The organism is Pseudomonas sp. E1MeOHC2 (assembly GCF_058745025.1).
In genome coordinates this window covers 380,323-402,953 of the sequence record NZ_CP196675.1, presented here as the reverse complement: position 1 = coordinate 402,953, position 22,631 = coordinate 380,323, and the positions used below count along the sequence as shown (strand labels likewise).

Genomic DNA, 22,631 nt, shown 5'->3' with positions numbered 1-22,631 from the left:
TCTTTAGGCCGTTTCGACGAACGGCGTTCAACGCCTACACAGCTGTTCGATCAACAGGCGTGCCGCCTGGTGCAGCGGGTGTTGTTTGCGCCACAAGATGTGCACCGGCAACTGCAATTCATTACGGGTATTACGAAATTCCAGCCGCACCAGGCGCCCGGCAGCCAGCAGGGGGGCGATGCGTGACAGCGGCAGATCCCCCCAGCCCAGGCCTGCTTCGACCATTTGCAGGGCGATATCGAAGCTGTCGGTGGACCAATGCGTGGCGCCAATCAGGGCGCGCGGGTCGGTCAGCGGCAGGTCACGGCTGCGCACCAGAATCTGGCGTACGTTGATCAGGTCTTCGAGATACCGAACGCGGTCGTCGAGCACGGCTGGGTGGGCAGGTGAGAGGGTTGCCACCAGCGACTCGATGCCGATGTGCTGGAAGCCACGGCGGGCGTCGACCTGCAGGCCGGCGAAGGCTACGCAGAGGTCGGCGCGGCCACTGTCGAGCAGCTGCAGGGCGTCTTCCTGCGGGGCGCTGAGCAGCGCGATGTCCAGCAGCGGGTAGCGCTCACCGAGCCGGGCGATGGCGGCCAGCAGCGGGCGCTGGTCGATGTCCGGGACCACGGCGATGGTCAGGCTGCTCTCAAGCCCCTGGGACAGCTCCAGGGCATGCACCTGCAGCAGCCCGAGCTGCTCGGCGATCAACCTGGCGTGGGGCTCAAGGGCCAAGGCCTGGGCGGTCGCGCGGACTTCGCGCGGGCCACGTTCGAACAGGCTGTAGCCGAGCTCTGCTTCAAGGTTGCCGATCGCCATGCTCACGGCCGAGGGGACGCGGTGCAAGGCGCGCGCGGCAGCGGAGAACGAACCGCGGTCGAGCACGGCGAGAAACAGCTGAATGTTGTCGCTGGAAAAGTTCATGGCAGCCTCCTGTCAGTTGATCTGACAGCTGCTGACTTTTACTGTCAAGCAGATTGAAGCATCCTCGCGCCCCTCGTTTTCATTCATTGGAGGTAATCCCGGGTGCAGGGACTCAAACGCAAACTGGTCTATGTAACGTTCTATGAATTGATCGGGCTGTGCATGTCGACCCTCGGGCTGGCTTATCTGTCAGACACTCAGGCTTCCCACACCGGGCCACTGGCGGTGATGATCACCACTATCGCCATGCTCTGGAACCTGATCTACAACACGCTGTTCGAGCGTTGGGAAAGCCGCCAGGCCAAACGTGGGCGCAGCGTGGCGCGGCGCGTGGCGCATGCCATCGGGTTTCAGCTGACCTTGGTGGTGTACCTGATTCCGCTGATTGCCTGGTGGCTGGGCATGAGCCTGGTGGAGGCGTTTTTGGTGGACCTTGCGTTCATTATTCTGGTGCCGTGCTACACCTTTGCCTACAACTGGGCGTTCGACCGGATCTTCGGGTTGCCCAATTCGGCGCTGGCCACCGCCTGACTAGCTGCTGTGCCCGCGAAGAGGCCGGTACAAGCAACCGCTACGGTGGCAGGCGTATCAATAAGGGCTCCTGCTTCTGCTCGGCCTGCGGCTCCACCGGCCGCGGCGCACTGGCCAGTAAACTGTCCTCGACCTGCCCCGACAGGTAATACACCCCCGCCATCGCCCCGCTCTGGCGGTTCTCCATCAGTTCCTGCCACTCCTGGTTCAGCGCCACATTGAGGATGACCCGCAACTGCTCGACCATCTGCGGTTGTTCACGGTCGTGGGTGATCAGGCCGTAACCGGCCGCCGCCACCGAGATCATCGCCCCGGCTACCTTGCCCACCGCCGAGGCCACGGCGCTGGCGATGCCGCGTGGGGCCAGGGTGGCACCGAGCTTTTCGCTGGCACGCGTTGCCACCGACGACAGGCCCACGTCGGTCTGCCCAGGGCCTTTGCTGGCTTGCAGGTGCAGATGCTGGCGCATGGCTTGCCAGGCCGGTTGCTGGTCCAGTGATTTGGCCCGCAGCAGTTGATAGAGGCTGGCGTTGCGTGCATCGGGCGGGCCCAAGGCAATGGCGGGGATGCGATTGAGGCGCTGGCTGAATTGCTCGGGCGGCGCGTTGTAGCGGGCGATGATGGCCGGCAGTTGCTGGCCGACCAGTTGCACGTACAGTTCACAGGCGCGGTCGCGGATACCCTCGGGGTTGATCTGCTCGGCCACGGGCTCGATCACCCGTTCGTGGTACTGCTCCTGCAGGTACAGCGCCAGGCGTTTTTCCGCAGGCTCGCGGCCCTCGCCACTGCCGAGCTTGTACCAGGCGACCTTGAGGGTCAGCCATTGCTGGGTCCAGTAACCGGTGAACCACGGGATGAAGTCGCGCTCGGTGCGTTGCTGCACCTGCTCCTTCCATACCCGCATGGAGCGCCGGGCGTAATCGTTGGCCGACCCTGCGGCACCGACCGAGGCATCGATCAGGTCCTGATCGATACGCTGCCAGGTGGCCGGGGTAAGCACCGCGGGCGGCGGAGGGGCAGGCGGGCGCTTGCTCGCACAGCCGCCGAGGGCGAGCAATAGGCACAGTAGCAGTAAGGGGGTGCGCGAGCTCACGCGGCCGCCTCCCTGGGTAGAGGCTGGGGTGGTCTCTCGAGTATAGAGAGAACGCTCCTACAACGGCCAAAAAACTCAGCCCAGGTCGAGCTTGTCTTGCAGCCGGTCCAGGTGCTCGTGCATCAGTGCCAGCGCCGCCGCTGCATCACCTGCTTCCACCGCATCGATGATGGCCGCATGTTCTTCCCAGGCACAGTGGTCGCAGCAAGGCGATTCATAGCGGGCGATGATCAGCGAGGTCATCGGCACCAGGCCGTTGAGAAACCGCGCCAGCGGTGCGTTGGCGGCAACCTGCGCCAGCTTCAGGTGAAACTCGCCGCCCAGGCGGATGGCCGCGCAACGCTCACCGCTTTCGTGGTGCTGGCGCTCTCGCTCGACCAGCTGGCGCAACTGGCGGATTTGCGCTGGCCGTGCGCGCTGGGCGGCCAGGGTGATCAAGGTGGTTTCGGCCAGACGCCTGGCGCTGAGCACCTGGCGCGCCTGGTCCGGGTCAGGGGCGGCCAGGTGCGCGGTGTGACTGGGGCGCTGGACCACCACCTGTTGGTCCGACAGGCGGCCAAGCACCCGGCGGATCACCGTGCGGCTTACGCCAAAGGCATGGCCCAACGCCTGCTCGGGCAAGAGGGCGCCGGGCGGCAAGCGTTGCTCAAGAATCGCATCGAACAGCCGTGGGTAGATCTGGTCGGCCGACAGGCGGGTTTCGCCAGCGGCGAGCAGGGCAGGCAGGCGGGGGGCGGCGTGGGCGCAGGCAGTCATGGTCGCTCTCCTGGGGTCAAGTGCGTGGATGTTCGTCCGGGATGTTCAGTTGAATGCCCATGCGCTGGCCTTCGGCAAGGATGTGCTGGCGCATCTGTGCACTGGCCTCGGCGCTGTTGCGTTCGCGGATGGCGCGCACCACGGCCTCGTTCTCCTTCAGCCGTGCGGCCAGGTGCTCGGGCGAATTGCGCAGCATGTCGGCGCTCTGCTTGAGGGCATTGCTGGTCTGTTGCACCACGCTCTGGAAGATCGGGTTGGTGGTCAGGGCGAACAGCGCCTCATGCAAAGCGATGTAGGCTTTGACCCCGGCCTCGGTGTCATCGGCTTCCAGCGCTTCGCGCATGTCCATCAGCGTCAGGCGCAGTTGACCAATGTCGTGGCTGTTGGCCGATTGCGCCACCAGGCCGACGATGAAGGGTTCGAGGGTGTAGCGCAGCTCCAGCACATCGGCCAGGCTGGCCGACGCGCTGGTGTCGATGCCCGGCTCCTGCAGGGCGGCATCGGCATCCAGTACCAGCACGCCTTTGCCCGGCAGCGCGCGCACCAGGCCCAGGGTTTCCAGCACGGTGACGGCTTCGCGCAGGCTGGGGCGGCTGATGCCCAGTTGTTCGGCCAGTTCGCGCTGGCCAGGCAGCATGTCGCCGGTGCGCCACTGGCCGCGGGCCAGGGCTTGGCGGAGTTTCTCCACCACTGAGTTGACGACGGTCGATGAGCTGATCACGGTTCGCTCCTGGAAGGGCCGGCGTCATCGCCGGCCTCGTTCGATCAGAATTCCTGTTGATGGGTGTTGGGCTGCTTGCGGGGCGTGTGGGCAAAACCGGGTTTGCCAGCGAGTACGTTCTGCGCGCGCTCCAGGTCGATGTCCTTCTCCCAGCGCGCGATGGCCACGGTGGCCACGCAGTTGCCGATCAGGTTGGTCAGCGCCCGGCCGATACCCATGAACCAGTCCACTGCCAACACCAGTACCAGGCCCACCACGGGGATGGCCGGCACGGCGGTCAGGGTGGCGGCGAGGATCACCAGCGCCGAGCCTGGGATGCCATGAGCACCCTTGGAAGTCACCAGCGATACCAGAAGAATGGTCAACAGGTCGGTCATCTCCAGTGGCGTGCCGGTGGCGTTGGCGATGAAGACGATGGCCAGGGTCAGGTAAATGGAGAAACCGTCGAGGTTGAACGAGTAGCCGGTCGGGATGACCAGGCCGACGGTGGAGGTGCCTATCCCCAGGTGTTCGAGCTTGCGCATGATCTGTGGCAGCACGGCGTCGGAGGAGGCGGTACCGAGGACGATGGTCAGCTCTTCACGCAGGTATTTGATCAGCGGCAGCAGTTTCAGGCCCGACAGGCGCATGACGGTACCCAGCACGATCAGCACGAAACCGGCACAGGTCAGGTAGAACAGCGCGACCAGGCCACCCAGGTGCTGCAGCGATTCGAGGCCATATTTGCTGGTGGTGAAGGCGATTGCGCCGAACACGCCAATCGGCGCCAGGCGCACGATCATGCCCATGATGCGGAAGATTACATGGCTGAGCTCGTTGATCAGCCGCGAAATACCCGCCGCCGAGTCGCCCACCAGGTTCAGGGCGCTGCCGAACAGTACCGAGAACAGCAGCACTTGCAGGATGTTGTTGTCGGCGAAGGCGCCGATCACCGACGTTGGGATCAGGTCCATGAAGAACGCGGTGGCACCATGGATATGCTGGCCGCGCTCGGCCAGGCTGCTGGCGTCGGCGCTGGACAACTGGTCCAGATGAATGTTGGCGCCGCTGCCAATGCCGCTGCTGAAGGCGAACACCAGGCCGATCACCAGGGCGATGGTGGTCAGTACTTCGAAGTAGATGACCGACTTCAGGCCGATTCGCCCGACCTTCTTGAGGTCGCCCGCACCGGAGATACCGCTGACCACCACACAGAACACGATCAGGCCGATGAGCATCTTGATCAGCTTGATGAAGCCGTCACCGAGGGGTTTGAGTTGTAGGGAGACTTCGGGGAAGCTGAGGCCGCAGGCGATGCCGAGGGCAAGGCCCAGCACGACTTGCAGGAAGATCGAACGCGAGCACCATTTGAGCATGGGAGTGATCTCTGATCGGTGTCCTTGCTTCGATGCCACGAGGGGCAAAGAGCGCAGGACTTAATTATTGTGGTCTTACCGGTTTGTTCAGCGCGAGGCCATAAAAGCGCGAAATTTCCTACAGCGCAAGCGTTTTTTGGCCTTACCGGTCTGACCAGTTGTGGTGCAATTGGCCACGCCAGGCTCTAACTTGGTGCGTGCCATGGGGCGGGGCAACCGTGCGATCAGAGGAAATCGGGTGGACCAGATCAGGGCTTGGCCAATGCCTCATCCACTGCTGCAATCAGCTTGCCAAGATCCTTGGGTGGGGCGTTGTGGATGACGCCGAACAGATAGGCGCGCTGCTCCTCTTCGTCGTCCGGCTCGGCGAAGAAGTCCTTGGGTTTGACGCCCAGTACACCTGCGAACGCCATGAGCGCATCGATGCTGGGTGTATAGGCGCCGGTCTCGAAACGGCTGATGGTCTTGGGGTCGAAGCCGGTTCGCTCAGCGAATTGTGCCTGGGTCAGACCCGCTAGCTTGCGGTAGCGGCGCAGAGCAAAACCCAGGGCTGATCTCGTCATCACTTAATTCCCATTTAGAATCAAGAACTTAACGATATCTATCCACATGGCGCAACGCCATGATCGATCACCTTTATTTGATTTATGTGATGAATTTCGTAGAATTCGCGGCTTGACCGGACAGTCATCGTCGAGTCTCCAGTGTCATTCGGCCTCATGCCGGTGTGGCTGGAAGCACATGTGCACATTTGAGCGGATCGATACGGATCGGTTCCGATGGCCGTCGATGGGCAGAGTACCGGTTCGTCAGTGAATGGAGTCTCATCGTGCGTCTCAATCTCCCGGTAACCCCGGTCGAGCAACGTTTCCCCTCGGGTCAGCGGCTGATTTCTGCCACCGACACCGCCAGCCTGATCACCTACTGCAATCCCGAATTCGCCGCCATCAGTGGTTACAGCGAGGCCGAGCTGATCGGCAGCCCGCACAATCTGGTGCGCCACCCGGACATGCCCGCAGCGGTGTACGAGTTGATGTGGCGTTACCTGAAAGCCGGCAAGAGCTGGATGGGCATCGTAAAGAACCGCTGCCGCAATGGCGACTTCTACTGGGTCAATGCCTACGTCACGCCGATCCTGGAAGGTGGCCGGGTGATCGGCTACGAGTCGGTACGGGTCTGCCCGACCCGCGAGCAGGTGCGCCGTGCCGAGGCCCTGTATGCACGCTTGCGCCAGGGCCAGTCGGCGCTGCCGAAGGGGCGCCGCCTGGCCCTGCTGGCCCAGGCCTTGGCCTTGCCACTGCTGGGTGGGTTGTTGGCGGTTGGCGCCAATCAGCTCTGGTCAGGCTGGCCCGGCCATGCGGTAACCTTGGGGTTGTTCGCGGCCTATGGGCTGTGGATGCGCAACGACCTGGGCCGCCAGTTGCGGCGGGTCATACAGGGCGCCGAAGGCACCTTCGCCGACCCGATCGCCGCCCTGACCTACAGCGACTTGCCGGGTGCGGCCGGGCAACTAGAGCTGATTTTGATCGGGGAAGAGGCGCGCCTGAAAACCGCGTTGACCCGCCTCAGTGACCTCGCCACGCAGATGGCAGTGGCGGCTCATGATGCCGGGCGTTTATCGCGCGGTACCGAAACGGCATTGCTGGAACAGCGCGCGGAAACCGACCTGAGCGCAACGGCCATGACCGAGATGACCGCATCGATCGGCGAAGTGGTCAACCATGTGCAGCTCACCGCAGCCGAGGCGCATACCGCGCACCTGCTGGCCGAGCAGGGCAGCCGGGTTGCCGATGCCAGCGGCACGGCGATCCGCGCCTTGGCCGGCACGGTGGACCAGATCAACCAGGCGGTCACCCACCTGGCCGGTCAGACCGGTGCCATCGCCGAGGCTGCCGGGATGATCCGTGGCATTGCCGAACAGACCAACCTGCTGGCCCTCAATGCGGCCATCGAGGCCGCCCGTGCCGGCGAGCAGGGGCGTGGCTTTGCCGTGGTCGCCGACGAGGTGCGGGCACTGGCCGACAAGACCCGGCAATCGACCTTGCATATCCAGGCCATCATCGATGGCCTGCGCAGCGGTGCCGAGGAAGCCGTGGCCATTGCCAGCCAAGGTATCCAGGGTGCCGAGCAGGGCGTTGCGCAGGTACAAGAGGCACAACAGGCACTGCATGGTATTCGTGCGGCGGTGCAACGTATCAGCGACATGAGCCAGCAGATGGCCACGGCCTCGCAGCAGCAGTCCGCAGTGGCCGAAGAGGTGTCGCGGCAAATCAACGGTGTGGCGGGCATTGCTCAGCACAGCGCCCAGAGCGCCAATGCCGCCGCATCGCGCGGTGCCGAGCTGGAAGAGGTGTGCGCCGGATTGCGCGCCCTCGTGGAGCGCTTCAACCGCTAGGGCAGGATGCTTATGGACGATAACTATCGCGCGGCCGTGGACGCGGCCGCGATCTTTTCCGAAACCGATCTGCAGGGTTGCATCACCTATGTCAACCAGCAGTTCTGCAGTATCTCCGGCTACAGCCGTGACGAATTGCTCGGCGCCAACCACCGTATTCTCAATTCCGGCCTGCACGAGCCGGAGTTTTTCGTCGGCATGTGGCGGGCCCTGGCTGCCGGCAAGGTGTGGAAGGGCGAGATCTGCAACCGCGCCAAGGACGGATCGTTGTACTGGGTCGACAGCACCATGGTGCCGCTGGTCGACCCACTGACTGGCAAGGTGCGCAAGTATGTGTCGATTCGCTTCGATGTCACTGAGAAACGTCAGCTGTTGCACACCCTGCAATGGCGGGTGGGGCACGATGTGCTGACGGGCCTGCCGAACCGTGCCTACCTGTCCGACCTGCTCAACCAGGCGTTGGCGTTTTCACGCCGCGAGGACATTCCGCTGGCGGTGTGCATGCTCGACCTGGATGGCTTCAAGGCGGTCAACGATGGTTACGGGCATGCCACCGGCGACCTGCTGCTGGTCGAAGTGGCGCAGCGCCTAAAGGGCATCTTGCGCGGCGGCGATGCAGTGGCGCGCTTGTCGGGTGACGAGTTCGTGCTGATTTTGCGCAATGTCAGCGACGACCGTCAGCTACACGCGGCCCTGCGCCGGGTGCTGCGCGCGCTTGCGGCCACGTATGTGGTGCGCGAGCACACCCTCTCGCTGAGCGCCAGTATCGGCGTCACGCTCTATCCGCTCGACGATGAGGACGCCGATACCCTGGTGCGCCACGCCGACCAGGCCATGTATGTGGCCAAGCAGCGTGGGCGCAACCGTTATCACCTGTTCGATGTGTCTCAGGAGCAGGAGCTCAAGGCTACCCACCAGACCGTGGCACGCGTGCGCCGGGCGCTGCGCAATCACGAGCTGTGCCTTTACTACCAGCCCAAGGTCAACTTGCGCAGCGGCCAGGTCCTGGGTTTCGAGGGGTTGTTGCGCTGGCAACGACCGGGCCGCGGCCTGGTGCCCCCCGGCGAGTTCCTGCCCTGGGTGGAGCAGACCGACCTGATCATCGAGATTGGCGAATGGGTGATCGACCAGGCCCTGAGCCAGCTGCAGGCCTGGCAACGGCTGGGGCAGCCCTGGTCGCTGAGTGTCAACATTGCGGCGCGCCATTTGCAGCGCGGTGATTTCGTCGAGCGCCTGGAGCAGTTGCTGGCGGAGCATCCGGGGGTTGACCCGACGCGGCTGGACCTGGAAATCGTCGAGTCGGTGGCGATCGACAACCTGCAGCATGTCAGCCGCTGCCTGGATGCCTGCCGGGCCTTGGGCGTGCGCTTCTCGCTGGACGACTTCGGTACGGGTTATTCATCGCTGAGCTACCTCAAGCGGTTGCCGACCCAGACGATCAAGATCGACAAGTCGTTTGTGCGCGACATCCTCCATGATCAGGACGACCTGGCCCTGACCGGGGCGGTGATCGGGCTGGCCCGTGCGTTTGGCCGAGAGGTGATTGCCGAAGGCCTGGAAAGTGTCGAGCACGGGCGGGTGCTGATGGGGCTGGGTTGCGAGTTGGCGCAGGGGTATTACATTGCCCGACCGATGCCAGCGAGCGAGGTGGTGGCCTGGGCGCAGGGCTATCGGCAGCCCGAGGAATGGCGCGGCGGGTGATGTATCAGGGCCGCGGCACGGCCCATCCCCACCGCAGAGTCCTGTGGGAGCGGGCTTGCCCCGCGAATGAGGCCATGCGGAGCATGGCACCGGCTTCGCCGGTGTTCGCGGGGCAAGCCCGCTCCCACAAAACCAATGCGTTAACTTTTGCTCTGTGGGAATTGCCTGCGAAGGGCTGCAGGCAGCCCCCGGTATTTCATGCACCAAGGCCTGCCGCCCTCGGCGCATCAGGCAACGTGGAACAGTGCCTGGGTCAATTGCCTGTAGAGCAGGTCTTGTGCCTGCTGGCGGGTACTGAGCAGCAGGCGGCCGGCGAGTGCGTAAACCTCGCTTTCTCCACGGTACCGCCCCGACACCAGGTCGATGCGCTGCAAGGTGCCTTGCACCCGCCACACCAGCCCCGGTACCGCGCGGGTTTCCTGTTCCAGCGCGGTGATGAACGCTGACGGAACAGCAGGGCCACCGTAGGCCCCAGGCGTTGAGGTGGGCTCACTCAACTCGGTGTAATACTCCGAGGCGGCCTCCCAGTCCCGTGCAAGTGTCTCGAAAGGCTCGGGCCGTAGCCGGCGAACCCAGGCGCGCCAGAAGCGCTGCTCGCTCGCCCAGCGAGTCATGAAGGCCGCATCTACCTCCCCCTCGACTGCCAGGGCAAGGCGTTGCAAGGTGGCCTCGCTTAATTGCGCAAGGTAACCGAAGGCGATCTGCCCGGGTTGTTCGGGCAGGCCCAGGCGCTCGCGCAGGGTGATGCGGGCGATGAGGGCTATTTCAATTTCGTCGGGTGGGGTTTGCGGGTCGCTCAGGTGCGCATCGCTCAAATCATCTTCTGCCACCAAGGCAGGTGCGGCCTGGCGTTCGGCGTCGTTCTGCGCAGCGCTCAAGGCCTGCCGGCGTGCACGGCGAGCGTTGTACAGTGCGCCTATGCGTTCATCCAACCGGCCTTGACGGGCCAGGCCACGGGCGACGGAAACTGCGACAGCCTCGTCCGAGGCGCCTGCCTGGGCGGTGGCCACGCTACGCCACACCGACACCTGCGTTTCAACCCGTTGGAACAGCAGGCTGGCCTGATCCACGCAGGCTTCGGCCGCGTCGTTGATGTCGGTGAGCACCTGCTCACGCAGATCGGCCAGGCCCCAGCCCGCGTCATCGACGCCTTCGTCGGTCAGCGTGCGCAGTACATGCGCGATGCGCTCGCGTGTGCGCTGCGGGTTCACCTGGTAATCCGGCGTCTGCGCCATGCGTTCGAACAGGCGGTACACAGGCGCCCACTCGGCGGCTTCGGCGTTGGCCTGCCGGTGTGCCTCAAGGTCGGCGGGCAATTCGATTAGCCAACGCTCGTCCTCCAACGCTTCCATGTCCGGGATGGCCGCCAGCCCGGCACCGAACAGGCTGCGCTGGGCGCGCTCATTGAAGGGGTTGTCATCGAAGTCGTAATAGGTGCCTTCTTCACCATTGCGTATGGCTTCGGCGAACGCTGTATCGTGAAATTCGGGGGCATTGACCAAGTGGTTACCGCTGAGATCGAGTGAGCGCAACACCAGAGGGCGTTGGTTCATCAGGCCTTGAAGGCCCTCGGGCCACTGGGCGATATCGGCGCGGTCGAGGTCAAGGGTTTGCAGGTGCTGCCAGCCGCTCACGTCAGGTGCCAGCTGCAGCGGGTTCTCCCCCAGGCGCAGGGACTGCAACCGATTGAGGCCGGCCAGGGCGGTGCGGCTTTCTACGGTAAGGGTGATCTGGCATCCGCCCAGGCTCAGATCGGTCAGCGCGGGCCAGCCTTGTAAAGCTTCGAAGTGTGCGGCCTGCAGTGCCAGGTTGTTCAAGTCGGCCTGCAGTGCATACAGGTGCTGCAACTGGCCGAGACGCTGCAGGGCGGCGACGGGCAGATTCTCCAGGGCCCCAGACAAATTGAGCCGGCGCAGGCGGGGAAGGCGTGCCAGTACCTCCAGGTTGCGGGCCTCCTCCATGGGCAGGAAGTTGTCAGCAAGGTCCAGGTGCTCCAGCTCGCTCATCGCGGCCAGCGAATCAGGCAGCCAGCGTAGCTGGTTGTTCGACAGGTCCAGATTGCGTACCCCAGGGAAGGCCTGCAGGAAGCTGTCCAGGTTGGACGCTTCGCCACTGCGTGAGTCCACCACCGTCAGCCAGCTGACGTGTTGCAGGCGTGTGGGCAGCGTTGGCAAGGCACCCAGGTGCTGTGCTTCCAGGGTCAAGTCCACCAGATCATCCTGCAAGCTCTCCCTGCGCCAGGCTTGGCGTATGCGCCGTGCGGCGTCCGTACGCGCCGCACGGCGCTGTTCGATCGCGCCCACAGCCAGGCCGTCCGGGTCGTTGACCCAGGCGTCCAGCGTCGTGTTCAAGCGTTGGTATTCTTCGCGCAAGCGTTCAAGCAGCCGGGTAAACGCGCCTGGGCTTTCCCCCGCCTCCAGGCGCAAGCGCTGGCGCAACCCTTCACGGTCACCCGGTTGTCGGCTGGGGAACAGCGTGTCGAACAGCTCGTTGTCATTCTGCCAGCCCCGGCCTCGGCCACTGAGCGGGTAGCCGATACGGCCGCTCTGCGTAACACGCGTTGGCAGCCGATAGAGTGCGCGCACAGGGGCCATGCCCAGTTGGCTGGCAGTGTGCGTGCGGTTGCCGGCGGCGTGTTCGAACAGTGCATCACGCAGGGGCAGAGGGTCATGAATCTGCAGGCCCAGTGCGTTGCGTTCGCTGTCAGGCAGGGCGTTGAGAATGGCCTGGTAGAGTGTCGTGTGGCCGGCCAGCGGTTGGCCCTGTTCGTCGTGGGGTTGGTAGCCTCGGTTATCGCGCACCACGGTCTTGCTGGGGTGCCCCTGCGCACCGGTCCCTTTGAGCCGTGGGCCAGTCAGGCTGCCCTCACGCAGTTCGATGTGCGCCTCACCTGTCCAGCCGGGTAACCGGTCCAGCAACCCCAGGGCCAGTGCGTCGCGATCCTGTACAGGGCCGCTGTCCTGATAAAAGCGCAACAGTGCGCGGTTGATGCGGGCCTCGCGCAGGTAGATGCGGGCTGTTTCGTTGATCGACAGTGGCAAGCGGCCGTTGCCTTGGCCAAGGGCCAGGCCTTGGGTGCTGGCATGGGCGATAATCTCGGCATTGGCTCTGCGGCTGAGGGCCGGGAAGTCTCGTTCAAGCAATCGCGTGGCCGCGTCGGTCGAGGCCGTCGCGGTTTTATCGGTGGCGCCCAGCGCCTGCAGGCAGTCGAGCAGCAGGGCAGGGGCGGCTTCCTGATCGACCACTACACGGCGCACGGCCGCTTCGCTCCAGCCACTGCAGCGCAGCGCTCTGAGCAGGGTCTGATCAGCGACCGCCGGGCTGCTGTTGGCGAGGCGCCGTACCAGTTTGGCCGCGTCCCATGCCAAGGGTTGTTCGTGCTCAAGCAGCCACGGCGTCTGGCCATTGCCAAACAGACGAGGTGAATACTCATGGCCTTTGGCTGGCGCCAGTTGCCAGCGGCTTTGCGAAGTTTTTTCCAGGGGCATGGCCTTGCCCTCCAGGTTGATCCAGGCTTGGCCCGGCCGGGCGTGCAAGCCTGCTGGCGCAGCCGGCCAGAGGGCTTCACGGGTGAAGGGGCGCAGGTCGCCATGCCACAGGCGCTGGCCCGCGCTACCGGGGATGCGTGTCCAGCTTTCCAGGGGGCCGGCCAGGGCGAACGCGCCGTGCAGGGCGCCCAGTGCGGCGAACTGCAGCACGCTGTCGAACACACCGAACAGATGGTCGATGGCAGCGTCGGTTTCGCCTTCGTTCAGCGCATGGATGCCTTCCAGGAACTCGCCCACGATCTGTGCACCGCCGACCACCAGCATCAGCTCGCCCAGGGCCGGCACCAAGAAACTGGCCACATTCAGCACCGTCAGGCCGACACTCAGCCAACCGAGCACGCGTGCGCGTTGCGCGGCGGCGTCCAGCTGTGCGGTGGGCACGGCAAGGGTCACGGCATCGGCCAGGGTGGTTTGCACCTGCATGCTGGCCCTGGCGTTGAAGCAGTCGCCGGTCCACGCGGTAAAATCCAGCGGCACGCGGGCGTTCTTGTCGAGGGTTTCCTGCCACAGGTCATGAGGGGAGGGGAACAGCCGCTTGATCCAGCTGAATGACTCGCCCTTTTCCAGCGTCGGCGCAGTGGGGTACAGCAACGCGTAGGGATAGCGTGGATACAGTGTTTGCCGAAGCTTTGCGGCAAAGGCGGGCTGTTGCGCATGGCTGACAAAACGTTTGAAGAACAGCCGGAACTGTTCATCCCACAACCGGCGTGTGAGCGCTGTGCCCACAGCCTGCAAGGACGAATATTGGCGTATGGCGCCTTGCGGGTCCCCAGGAAGGTAAAGCAGGCAAGGTTCGGTGTGCGCGCGCGGTTCCAGTCGCACCAGCAGAGCGCCACTCAGCGGGAAGCCGAGGACGCTCAGGTAGCCACATTGAAGCCTTCGGGCGCCACTGAGCGTCGGCACCTCCAGCGCACCGGCAAGCGCGGCCGCGCCCAGGTTTTCGCCGCGGCTGTCGATGTGCCCTTGCAGTTGGGCTGAGGCCAGTTCGGCAGAGAAGGCGGCGCTGTCCTGCTCGCGCAGCAACAGGCGAAAAGCAGCGGTGTCGATGTGTTCGTGCAGGTGGTCCAGGTAGCGCTGGCCAAGGTCGAGCCGGCGCACGCCTTTGACGAATCGCTCAGGGTCGAGGGGCTCGGGTTCGAGCGCATCCTGGTTGGCGTAGAGGTGTACCGGCGTGTCCGCTTGCAGGTTTTGCATGGCCGCTTCGAGCCAGGTCATCCGATGCGGTTGTTCAGAGGTGCGGTCCACCAGCAGCGTCGTGTCCAGTGGCGGCATCGCAACGCCGGGGTACCAGTGCGCGAGCGCGTCGTTCAAGAGCGGCCGGCAGAACGTCTCTACCGATTGCAGGGGGGCAAGCGCCTTCTGCAGTGCGCGGGTGGCCCGACGGCTCTGGCGCATCTGGGCTCTCAGGGTCTGGCGCTGGTGCTGGGTGGTCTGGCGAAGCCAGTCGGGCATACGTTGCTGAATCAGGGCTACGTGATGGGGTTGCAAATGCGTCATGGGCTGCTCCTGATGGGGTGGAGCAGTGAGGGTAATGACGAGCGGTGGCCCTGTTTGAGTACGCTGATAGCACCTTTAGTGGCCACCCTGCGGGTGCGAGGGTTCCAGCCCCTGCTCGCGCAGGCGTTTGTACAAGGTGGTACGGCTGATACCCAGCAAGCGTGCCATCGAAGAAATGTTGCCGCCGCAGGTGTGCAGCAGGTTGGCCAAATCTGTGGGGGGCGGTTGCACCGGGGTTGGTGGCGGTGTCGGGGCTGCGCCGGCTTGAGCAAGGAAACACGCTGAAAAGTGCTCGATGCCGATTGGCTGGGTGCCGGCCAGGGCCAGGGCCACCTGCAGTACGCTGTTGAGTTGGCGCAGGTTGCCCGGCCATGGGTGATGCCACAGCAGTTCGAGTGTGTCTGGGGGTAGTTGCCGGGGTTGCCCAGGGGCACGATGCCGGGCGTGTGTCTGCTCGATCAACTCGCGCCGATCACTGCGTTCACGCAATGCTGGCAAGACCAGGGTCAACCCGGCCACACGGTAGTAGAGGTCTTCGCGAAATTGACCGGTGCGCACCGCTTCGGCCAGGTCGCGATTGCTCGCCGACACCACGCGGATGTCCACTGGCACCGGCTCGCCGCTGCCCAGCGGCTGGATGCTGCGCGACTGCAGCACGCGCAGTAGCCGGGCTTGGGTCGCCAGCGGCATGTCGCCGATTTCGTCAAGAAACAGGATGCCGTGATCGGCCTTGCGGATCAGCCCCGGGTTGCCCTTGTGATGAGCCCCGGTGAAGGCCCCTTTGTCATAGCCGAACAACTCCGACTCGACCAACTCGGCGGGGATCGCCGCGCAGTTGACCGCGATCAGCGGTTGCCCGGCGCGGCTGCTGGCGCGGTGCAGGGCCTCGACGAAGACTTCCTTGCCAACCCCGGTTTCACCTTGGACCAATACCGGGATGTCTTTCTCCAGTAACAGGCTGGCTTGGGCCAAGGCTTTGCCCAGGCGTGGGTCGCCGTGAAAGGGCGCCGGGTGGGTGGGGCCGTGGCGGGGCGGTTGCCACTGGCAGTGGAAGCGGTGACGCCCGGCCGCCTGCAGGGCAAACGGCTGTTGCTGGGGCTGGGCAAGCAACTGCTGCAACGGGATCTGGAACAGGTGCTCAAGGTTTTGCCCAAGCAGGTTGTCACCGAGCAGGCTGTCGGCGCGGTGATTGGCTGCGACCACCTGGCCGCGCTCATCGAATACCAACAAGCCTGCCCAGGGGCTGTCGAGGTTGTCGCAGGCGCTGTTGAACAGCAGTTGGGCGTGGTGGTCGGCATGCTCCGCCACTATCAACCGGTTCTCCAGGCTCTGGCCCATCATCCGAACCAGGCCGAGCGTTTGGCTGGCGGGCAGGTACCCGTCGCTGGCCACATCGAGCGCGCCGACCAGTTGCCGTTCGGCATCGAACACCGGCGCTGCGGCGCTGCACAGGTAGCGGTTCTGGCGCAGGAAGTGTTCATCCGGGCCAACATGAATCGCCTCGGCGCAGACCAGGGCCGTGCCGAGAGCGTTGGTGCCCACGCCGCGTTCGTGCCAGTGGGCGCCGGCGCTAAAGCCATGGCGCTGGCGCGGGTCGACGAAGCGCCGCGACCCCCAGGTGTCGAGCAGGCAGCCACTGGCGTCAGCCAGCATCACCAGGTAGCTGGCGTTGCCCAGCAGGTGTGCGTATTGCGGCAGGACCTCATCGCGGGTCAGGCGCAGCAAGGCCTGGCGGCGTTCCAGTAGCGCGTTCAGTTCGGTTGGGGTCAGGCAATCGAAGTCGGGTGCGCTTTGCGGTTGCAGGCCATGATCGCGACAACGCGCCCAGGATGCCTGGATCAGTTGGGCATGCGGCGAAGTGGATGCGGCCATGGGCCTGTCCTGTGTGATTGTTGTTATCAGCCGACCGCTGTTCAGTGTTGTCCACGGTTGTTCATTGTCAAACCCGCGAGTGTTCAGTTGTGAACGGTCAATGGCTAACCGTGGGCGGTGAGGGCGCGCGCCAGAGCGATCAGGCCGGTGTGGCACGAAACTGGCTGTGCCCAGAGGACAACCATCACAAAAGGCCACGCCATGTCCCTGGTGCTGGAGCAGGTCAGCCGCAGTGTCGATAACCAGGCTTGCATCGTCGATGCATCCCTGCGTTTCGAACCGGGTTCGTTCAACGTGTTGTTGGGCCGCACCCTGGCCGGCAAGACCAGCCTGATGCGCCTGATGGCCGGGCTCGACCGACCGGACCAAGGCCGCGTGCTGATGGCCGACAGCGATGTCACCGGCGTACCGGTGCGCCAGCGCAATGTATCGATGGTGTATCAGCAGTTCATCAACTACCCGACCCTGAGCGTGTACGAAAACATCGCCTCACCCCTGCGCCAGGCACGCCTGGCCGAGGCGCAGATCCGCCGACGGGTGCAGGAAACCGCCGAGATGCTGCGCATCGAAGCGTACTTGCAGCGCTTGCCGTTGGAGTTGTCCGGTGGCCAGCAGCAACGTACGGCGATGGCCCGGGCGCTGGTCAAGGATGCCTCGTTGATCCTGTTCGACGAGCCGCTGGTCAACCTCGACTACAAGCTGCGCGAGGGCCTGCGCCAGGAACTGCGGGCGCTGTTTGCGGCGCGCAACTGCATTGCCGTCTACGCCACCACCGAGCCCAATGAAGCACTGGCGCTGGGCGGTACCACGACAATCCTGCATGAGGGGCGCATCGTACAGAGCGGCCCGACCGCTGCGGTCTATCAGCAGCCCAGCAGCGTGCTGGCCGCCGAGTTGTTTTCCGAGCCGCCGATCAACCTGATACCCGGACGCATCGCGGGCAATGAGGTAAGCCTTGCCCAGGCGGTGCACTTCGCCCGCAATGCCGACCTGCAACGCCTGGGCGATGGTAACTACCGCTTTGGTGTGCGCCCCAGCCACCTCACCCTGGTGCCGACCCACGACGATGACCTGGAGCTGGCGGTGCTGGTGGAGTTGGCCGAAATCAGTGGCTCGGAAACCTTCCTCCATGTGCGCAACGAGCATTGGCGGATGATTTTGCACCTGCCGGGCGTGCACGAGTACCAGGTGGACACGCTGATCCGTGTGTTCATCCCTACGCACAAGTTGTTTGTCTTCGATAATGCCGGGGCCTTGGTACAGGCCCCAGGTCTGCGTCAGGCGAGGAGTCGCTGATGGCCGAGATCCGCCTGCGCCAGCTGGCGCACAGTTACAGCCGTCAGCCGACCTCGGAGGCGGATTACGCACTGCATGCGCTGGAGCACGTCTGGGAGCAAGGAGGCGCTTATGCGTTGCTCGGGCCTTCGGGGTGCGGCAAGTCGACGTTGCTCAACATCATCTCGGGGCTGCTCACGCCTTCGCACGGCGAGGTGCTGTTCGACGGCAAGCCGGTCAACGCGCTGTCGCCGCAGGCGCGCAACATCGCCCAGGTGTTTCAGTTTCCGGTGGTGTACGACACCATGACGGTGTTCGACAACCTGGCCTTCCCCCTGCGCAACCAGGGGATGGACGAGGGCAGGGTGCGGGCACGGGTGGAAGAGATCGCCGAGGTGCTCGACCTGTCCGCTGTGCTGAAAAAGAAGGCGCGCAACCTCAGTGCCGACGAGAAGCAGAAAGTTTCGATGGGCCGTGGCCTGGTGCGCGATGACGTTTCGGCGATCCTCTTCGATGAGCCGTTGACAGTGATCGACCCGCACCTGAAGTGGAAGCTGCGGCGCAAGCTCAAGCAGATCCATGAGCAGTTCAACATCACCATGATCTACGTCACCCACGACCAGTTGGAGGCCTCGACCTTCGCCGACAAGATCGCGGTGATGCACGGTGGGCGCATCGTCCAGTTCGGCACCCCGCGCGAGCTATTCGAGCGCCCACGGCACACGTTTGTCGGCTACTTCATTGGCAGCCCCGGCATGAACTTCATCGATGTGCGCGCTGAAGCCGACGGCGTGAGTTTTGGCGGCTTGCACCTGGCCTTGCCCGAGGGCCTGCGCGAACGCTTGGCGGCAACTGCGGTGGGGCGCCTGCAAGTGGGCATCCGGCCAGAGTTCGTGCAGCTCTGGGACAGCCCGCTCGACCACGCCTTTGCGGCGCAGGTGCTGGATGTCGAAGACCTGGGCACCTACCGCATCGTCACCTTCGAGCTTGGCGGCGCCACGCTCAAGGCGCGTCTGGGCGAGGATCGGCCGCTGCCGGTGGGCCAGGCCTGGGTGAATCTACCGACCCAGTGGCTGATGCTTTACGTCGACGATGTGCTGCTGGAGGCCGGGCCATGAACAAGGTGCCCAACAACAAGGCCTGGTGGCTGGTGCTGCCGGTGTTCGTGCTGGTGGCGTTCAGTGCGGTGGTGCCGATGATGACTGTGGTCAACTATTCGGTGCAGGACATCTTCGACCAGTCCAATCGCTATTTCGTCGGCGCCGACTGGTATCGCCAGGTGCTACGCGACCCGGCCTTGCACGATGCCTTGCTGCGCCAGTTCATCTATTCGGGCTGCGTGCTGTTGATCGAGATCCCGCTGGGCATCGCCATCGCCCTGACCATGCCGACCAAAGGGCGCATGGCCTCGGTCTGCCTGATCGTGATGGCCATCCCGCTGCTGATCCCCTGGAATGTGGTCGGCACCATCTGGCAGATCTTCGGCCGCGCCGACATTGGCCTGCTCGGCGCCACGCTGGCCAAGCTTGGGGTCAACTACAACTATGCCGGCGACCCCTTCGACGCCTGGCTCACCGTGCTGGTGATGGACGTGTGGCACTGGACGTCGTTGGTGGCGCTGCTGTGCTATTCGGGCCTGCGCGCCATACCCGATGTCTATTACCAGGCCGCCCGCATCGACCGGGCTTCGGCCTGGGCGGTGTTCCGCCATATCCAGCTGCCGAAGTTGAAGAACGTGCTGCTGATCGCAGTGATGCTGCGTTTCATGGACAGCTTCATGATCTACACCGAGCCGTTCGTGCTGACCGGTGGCGGGCCCGGCAATGCCACCACGTTCCTTAGCCAGACCCTGACGCGCATGGCGGTAGGGCAGTTCGACCTGGGGCCGGCCGCAGCGTTTTCGCTGGTGTACTTCCTGATCATCCTGCTGGTGTCGTGGGTGTTCTACACCGCCATGACGCACGCCGACAAGGACTAGGCCATGAGCACGCGCAAGGCATTGCCACTGCTGCTGTATTTCTTCTTCCTGCTGGTGCCGATCTACTGGCTGCTGAACATGTCGTTCAAGAGCAACAGCGAGATCCTCGGCGGCCTGACCCTGTGGCCGCAGGCATTCACGCTGGACAACTACCGGGTGATCTTTACCGATGCCAGCTGGTACAACGGCTATATCAACTCGCTGTACTACGTGTGCCTGAACACGCTCATTTCGCTGACGGTGGCGTTGCCGGCGGCCTATGCCTTCTCGCGCTATCGCTTCCTCGGCGACCGCCATCTGTTCTTCTGGTTGTTGACCAACCGCATGGCGCCGCCGGCGGTGTTCCTGTTGCCGTTTTTCCAGCTGTATTCCTCGATTGGCCTGTTTGATACGCACATTGCCGTGGCGCTGGCCCATTGCCTGTTCAACGTGCCGCTGGCGGTGTGGATCCTTGAAGGCTTCATGTCGGGGGTGCCGAAGGAAATCGACGAAACAGCCTACATTGACGGTTACAGCTTCCCGCGCTTCTTCGTGAAGATCTTCATTCCGCTGATTGGCTCCGGTATCGGCGTGACGGCGTTTTTCTGCTTCATGTTTTCGTGGGTCGAACTGCTGCTGGCGCGCACCCTCACCTCGGTTAACGCCAAGCCTATCGCTGCGGTGATGACCCGAACGGTGTCCGCTTCGGGGATCGACTGGGGCGTGCTGGCTGCTGCCGGGGTGTTGACCATCCTGCCGGGCATGCTGGTGATCTGGTTTGTCCGCAACCATGTGGCCAAGGGCTTTGCCCTCGGCCGGGTGTGAGGAGGGTAATGCATGGAATGGATGGCCTGGACCCTGCCCACGGCGCTGTTCTTCGCGGCCGTCGGCGTGCTTCTGGTGTGCATGACCCTGCTTGAACTGCGCCGCCCCTGCGTGGAGCGGCGCGGCTTCCTGCCGATCGTCACCAGCCGTGGCGACCGGTTGTTCATCGGCCTGCTGGTCAGCGCCTACCTGCACTTGTTGGTAGTCGGGATCAGCGACTGGCCTTTGTGGGTGGCCTCGCTGCTGTCGCTGGGCTGGCTCGTGGTGGTGCTGCGCTGGGGCTGAGCGACGGCCCCGGGAATAACTCAATCGGGAGATCACAATGTTCCACAACAATGACAAACGGCGACATTTGACCCTGGCCGCGTTGCTGGTGTTGGCCAGCGTACAGGGGGTTGCATGGGCCGACCAGTACGAAGACGCGGCATCGAAGTGGATCGGCAGCGAGTTCAAACCTTCGACCCTGACGCCTGAGCAGCAGTTGGCCGAGCTCAAGTGGTTCATCAAGGCCGCTGAGCCTTTTCGTGGGATGAAGATCAACGTGGTGTCGGAAACCATCACCACCCACGAGTACGAGTCCAAGGTGTTGGCCAAGGCCTTCAGCGAGATCACCGGCATCCAACTGACCCACGACCTGCTGCAGGAAGGCGACGTGGTGGAGAAGCTGCAGACACAAATGCAATCGGACAAGAACATCTATGACGGATGGGTCAATGACTCGGACCTGATCGGTACGCACTTTCGCTATGGCAAGGTCGAGTCGATCACCGACCTGATGGCCAACGAGGGCAAGGCCTACACCTCGCCGACCCTCGACCTCAAGGATTTCATCGGCATTTCCTTCACCACCGCGCCGGATGGCAAGGTCTACCAGCTACCTGATCAGCAGTTTGCCAACCTTTACTGGTTCCGTGCCGACTGGTTCGAGCGGCCTGAGCTAAAAGCCAGGTTCAAAGAAAAGTACGGCTATGAACTGGGCGTGCCGGTGAACTGGTCGGCCTACGAGGACATCGCCCAATTCTTCACCGAAGACGTGAAGGAAATCGACGGCAAGCGCGTCTATGGCCACATGGACTACGGTAAGAAGGACCCGTCGCTGGGGTGGCGCTTCACCGATGCCTGGTTCTCGATGGCCGGTGGTGGTGACAAAGGCCTGCCTAATGGCCTGCCGGTGGACGAATGGGGGATCCGCGTGGAGGACTGCCATCCGGTGGGTTCAAGCGTCACCCGTGGGGGGGATACCAACGGCCCGGCGGCGGTGTACGCGACGCAGAAGTACGTGGACTGGATGCGTGCCTATGCGCCCAAGGAAGCCCAGGGCATGACCTTCTCCGAGGCGGGCCCGGTGCCGGCGCAGGGCAACATTGCCCAGCAGATTTTCTGGTACACCGCCTTCACCGCCGACATGACCAAGCCCGGCTTGCCGGTGGTAAACGCTGATGGTACGCCGAAGTGGCGCATGGCACCGTCGCCCAAAGGGCCGTACTGGGAGGAGGGGATGAAGCTGGGGTATCAGGACACCGGGTCCTGGACCTTCTTCAAGTCCACCCCCGAGAAGCAACGCCTGGCTGCTTGGTTGTATGCTCAGTTCGTGACCTCCAAGACGGTGTCGCTGAAAAAGACCATCGTCGGCCTGACGCCGATTCGTGAGTCGGACATCAACTCCCAGGCCATGACCGACCTGGCGCCCAAGCTGGGTGGGCTGGTGGAGTTCTACCGCAGCCCGGCGCGGGTGCAATGGACGCCCACCGGCACCAACGTGCCGGATTACCCGCGGCTGGCGCAATTGTGGTGGAGCCATATCGCCGAAGTGGCCAGTGGCGAAAAGACCCCGCAGCAAGCGCTGGATGGCCTGGCCCGCGATCAGGATCGCATGATGGAACGGTTGCAGCGTTCCAATGCCCAGGCGACCTGCGCACCGAAGCTCAACCCGGAAAAGGATGCCCAGTACTGGTACGACCAGCCGGGGGCGCCAAAACCGAAGTTGGCCAACGAGAAGCCAAAGGGCGAGACGGTGAGCTACAGCGAGTTGCTGAAGTCGTGGGAGGCGGCGCGCAAGTGATCGATTCGCGGGGCAAGCCCGCTCCCACACGTTCGGCAGCGATGAACCTGTGGGAGCGGGCTTGCCCCGCGAAGAGGCCGGTGCAGCCAAGGCGATAAACCTCAGGCAAAAAAAACGGCACCTGTAGGAGGTGCCGT

At 64.0% G+C, this 22,631-nt stretch carries 17 protein-coding genes and 1 pseudogene; 10 read left to right on the top strand and 8 right to left on the bottom strand.

Annotation, left to right across the window (positions count from 1 at the left end; all coding sequences use genetic code 11):
• Positions 1-27: 27 nt before the first annotated feature.
• The gene (locus ACSSU5_RS01750) at positions 28-906 is read right to left on the bottom strand and encodes a LysR family transcriptional regulator (RefSeq protein ID WP_264312555.1); all 879 of its coding nucleotides are present in this window, start codon (positions 904-906) and stop codon (positions 28-30) included.
• Between the two features lie 102 nt (positions 907-1,008).
• On the opposite strand from ACSSU5_RS01750, the gene ACSSU5_RS01745 reads away from it, so the two are divergent.
• Complete coding sequence (locus ACSSU5_RS01745) at positions 1,009-1,437, top strand: PACE efflux transporter (protein ID WP_264312556.1); 429 nt, start codon at positions 1,009-1,011, stop codon at positions 1,435-1,437.
• A 40-nt stretch (positions 1,438-1,477) separates the two neighbouring features.
• Here ACSSU5_RS01745 and ACSSU5_RS01740 read toward each other — a convergent pair whose 3' ends face one another.
• The 5 genes from ACSSU5_RS01740 to ACSSU5_RS01720 form a co-directional block, all read right to left on the bottom strand.
• Positions 1,478-2,530 (bottom strand): hypothetical protein, encoded by a 1,053-nt coding sequence (locus tag ACSSU5_RS01740; protein ID WP_264312557.1) that lies wholly within the window; start codon positions 2,528-2,530, stop codon positions 1,478-1,480.
• A gap of 75 nt (positions 2,531-2,605) precedes the next feature.
• Positions 2,606-3,286: a GntR family transcriptional regulator gene (locus ACSSU5_RS01735; RefSeq protein WP_264312558.1), complete on the bottom strand. Its 681-nt coding sequence runs from the start codon at positions 3,284-3,286 to the stop codon at positions 2,606-2,608.
• A 16-nt stretch (positions 3,287-3,302) separates the two neighbouring features.
• Complete coding sequence (locus ACSSU5_RS01730; RefSeq protein WP_264312559.1) at positions 3,303-4,007, bottom strand: FadR/GntR family transcriptional regulator; 705 nt, start codon at positions 4,005-4,007, stop codon at positions 3,303-3,305.
• A gap of 44 nt (positions 4,008-4,051) precedes the next feature.
• Positions 4,052-5,362, bottom strand: coding sequence for a C4-dicarboxylate transporter DctA (locus ACSSU5_RS01725; protein ID WP_264312560.1), 1,311 nt, complete (start codon positions 5,360-5,362; stop codon positions 4,052-4,054).
• A 248-nt stretch (positions 5,363-5,610) separates the two neighbouring features.
• A complete protein-coding gene (locus ACSSU5_RS01720) occupies positions 5,611-5,925 on the bottom strand; it encodes a helix-turn-helix domain-containing protein (protein WP_264312561.1) in 315 nt (104 codons plus the stop codon).
• A gap of 164 nt (positions 5,926-6,089) precedes the next feature.
• Between ACSSU5_RS01720 and ACSSU5_RS01715 the strand changes: the two are divergent.
• From ACSSU5_RS01715 to ACSSU5_RS01705, 3 genes and pseudogenes are all read left to right on the top strand, one after another.
• Positions 6,090-6,521 (top strand): annotated as a pseudogene (locus tag ACSSU5_RS01715) (PAS domain-containing protein); the annotation flags it as partial.
• Between the two features lie 237 nt (positions 6,522-6,758).
• Entirely contained in the window at positions 6,759-7,757 is a 999-nt protein-coding gene (locus tag ACSSU5_RS01710) for a methyl-accepting chemotaxis protein (protein WP_492561296.1), read from the top strand.
• Positions 7,758-7,769: 12 nt separating this feature from the next.
• Complete coding sequence (locus ACSSU5_RS01705) at positions 7,770-9,458, top strand: putative bifunctional diguanylate cyclase/phosphodiesterase (RefSeq protein ID WP_264312563.1); 1,689 nt, start codon at positions 7,770-7,772, stop codon at positions 9,456-9,458.
• 227 nt (positions 9,459-9,685) lie between these two features.
• Here ACSSU5_RS01705 and ACSSU5_RS01700 read toward each other — a convergent pair whose 3' ends face one another.
• Positions 9,686-14,503 carry a dermonecrotic toxin domain-containing protein gene (locus ACSSU5_RS01700; RefSeq protein ID WP_492560464.1) on the bottom strand — a complete coding sequence of 1,606 codons (4,818 nt, stop codon included), beginning with the start codon at positions 14,501-14,503 and terminating at the stop codon, positions 9,686-9,688.
• Positions 14,504-14,578: 75 nt separating this feature from the next.
• Entirely contained in the window at positions 14,579-16,375 is a 1,797-nt protein-coding gene (locus tag ACSSU5_RS01695; RefSeq protein ID WP_492560463.1) for a sigma-54-dependent Fis family transcriptional regulator, read from the bottom strand.
• 201 nt (positions 16,376-16,576) lie between these two features.
• Here ACSSU5_RS01695 and ACSSU5_RS01690 point away from each other — a divergent pair, with 201 nt between their 5' ends.
• From ACSSU5_RS01690 to ACSSU5_RS01665, 6 genes are read left to right on the top strand one after another with little or no spacing between them, the layout of a single operon-like run.
• Positions 16,577-17,671 (top strand): ABC transporter ATP-binding protein, encoded by a 1,095-nt coding sequence (locus ACSSU5_RS01690; protein WP_492560462.1) that lies wholly within the window; start codon positions 16,577-16,579, stop codon positions 17,669-17,671.
• A complete protein-coding gene (locus tag ACSSU5_RS01685; protein WP_264312567.1) occupies positions 17,671-18,768 on the top strand; it encodes an ABC transporter ATP-binding protein in 1,098 nt (365 codons plus the stop codon). Before ACSSU5_RS01690 ends, ACSSU5_RS01685 begins: the two co-directional genes overlap by 1 nt.
• Positions 18,765-19,628, top strand: a complete 864-nt coding sequence (locus tag ACSSU5_RS01680) for a carbohydrate ABC transporter permease (RefSeq protein WP_264312568.1) — start codon at positions 18,765-18,767, stop codon at positions 19,626-19,628. The genes ACSSU5_RS01685 and ACSSU5_RS01680 overlap by 4 nt, the downstream gene beginning before the upstream one ends.
• Positions 19,629-19,631: 3 nt before the next feature.
• Positions 19,632-20,432 carry a carbohydrate ABC transporter permease gene (locus tag ACSSU5_RS01675; RefSeq protein ID WP_264312569.1) on the top strand — a complete coding sequence of 267 codons (801 nt, stop codon included), beginning with the start codon at positions 19,632-19,634 and terminating at the stop codon, positions 20,430-20,432.
• A 12-nt stretch (positions 20,433-20,444) separates the two neighbouring features.
• A complete protein-coding gene (locus ACSSU5_RS01670; RefSeq protein WP_264312570.1) occupies positions 20,445-20,717 on the top strand; it encodes a DUF2160 domain-containing protein in 273 nt (90 codons plus the stop codon).
• Between the two features lie 37 nt (positions 20,718-20,754).
• The gene (locus ACSSU5_RS01665) at positions 20,755-22,494 is read left to right on the top strand and encodes an ABC transporter substrate-binding protein (RefSeq protein ID WP_264312571.1); all 1,740 of its coding nucleotides are present in this window, start codon (positions 20,755-20,757) and stop codon (positions 22,492-22,494) included.
• Positions 22,495-22,631: the final 137 nt, after the last annotated feature.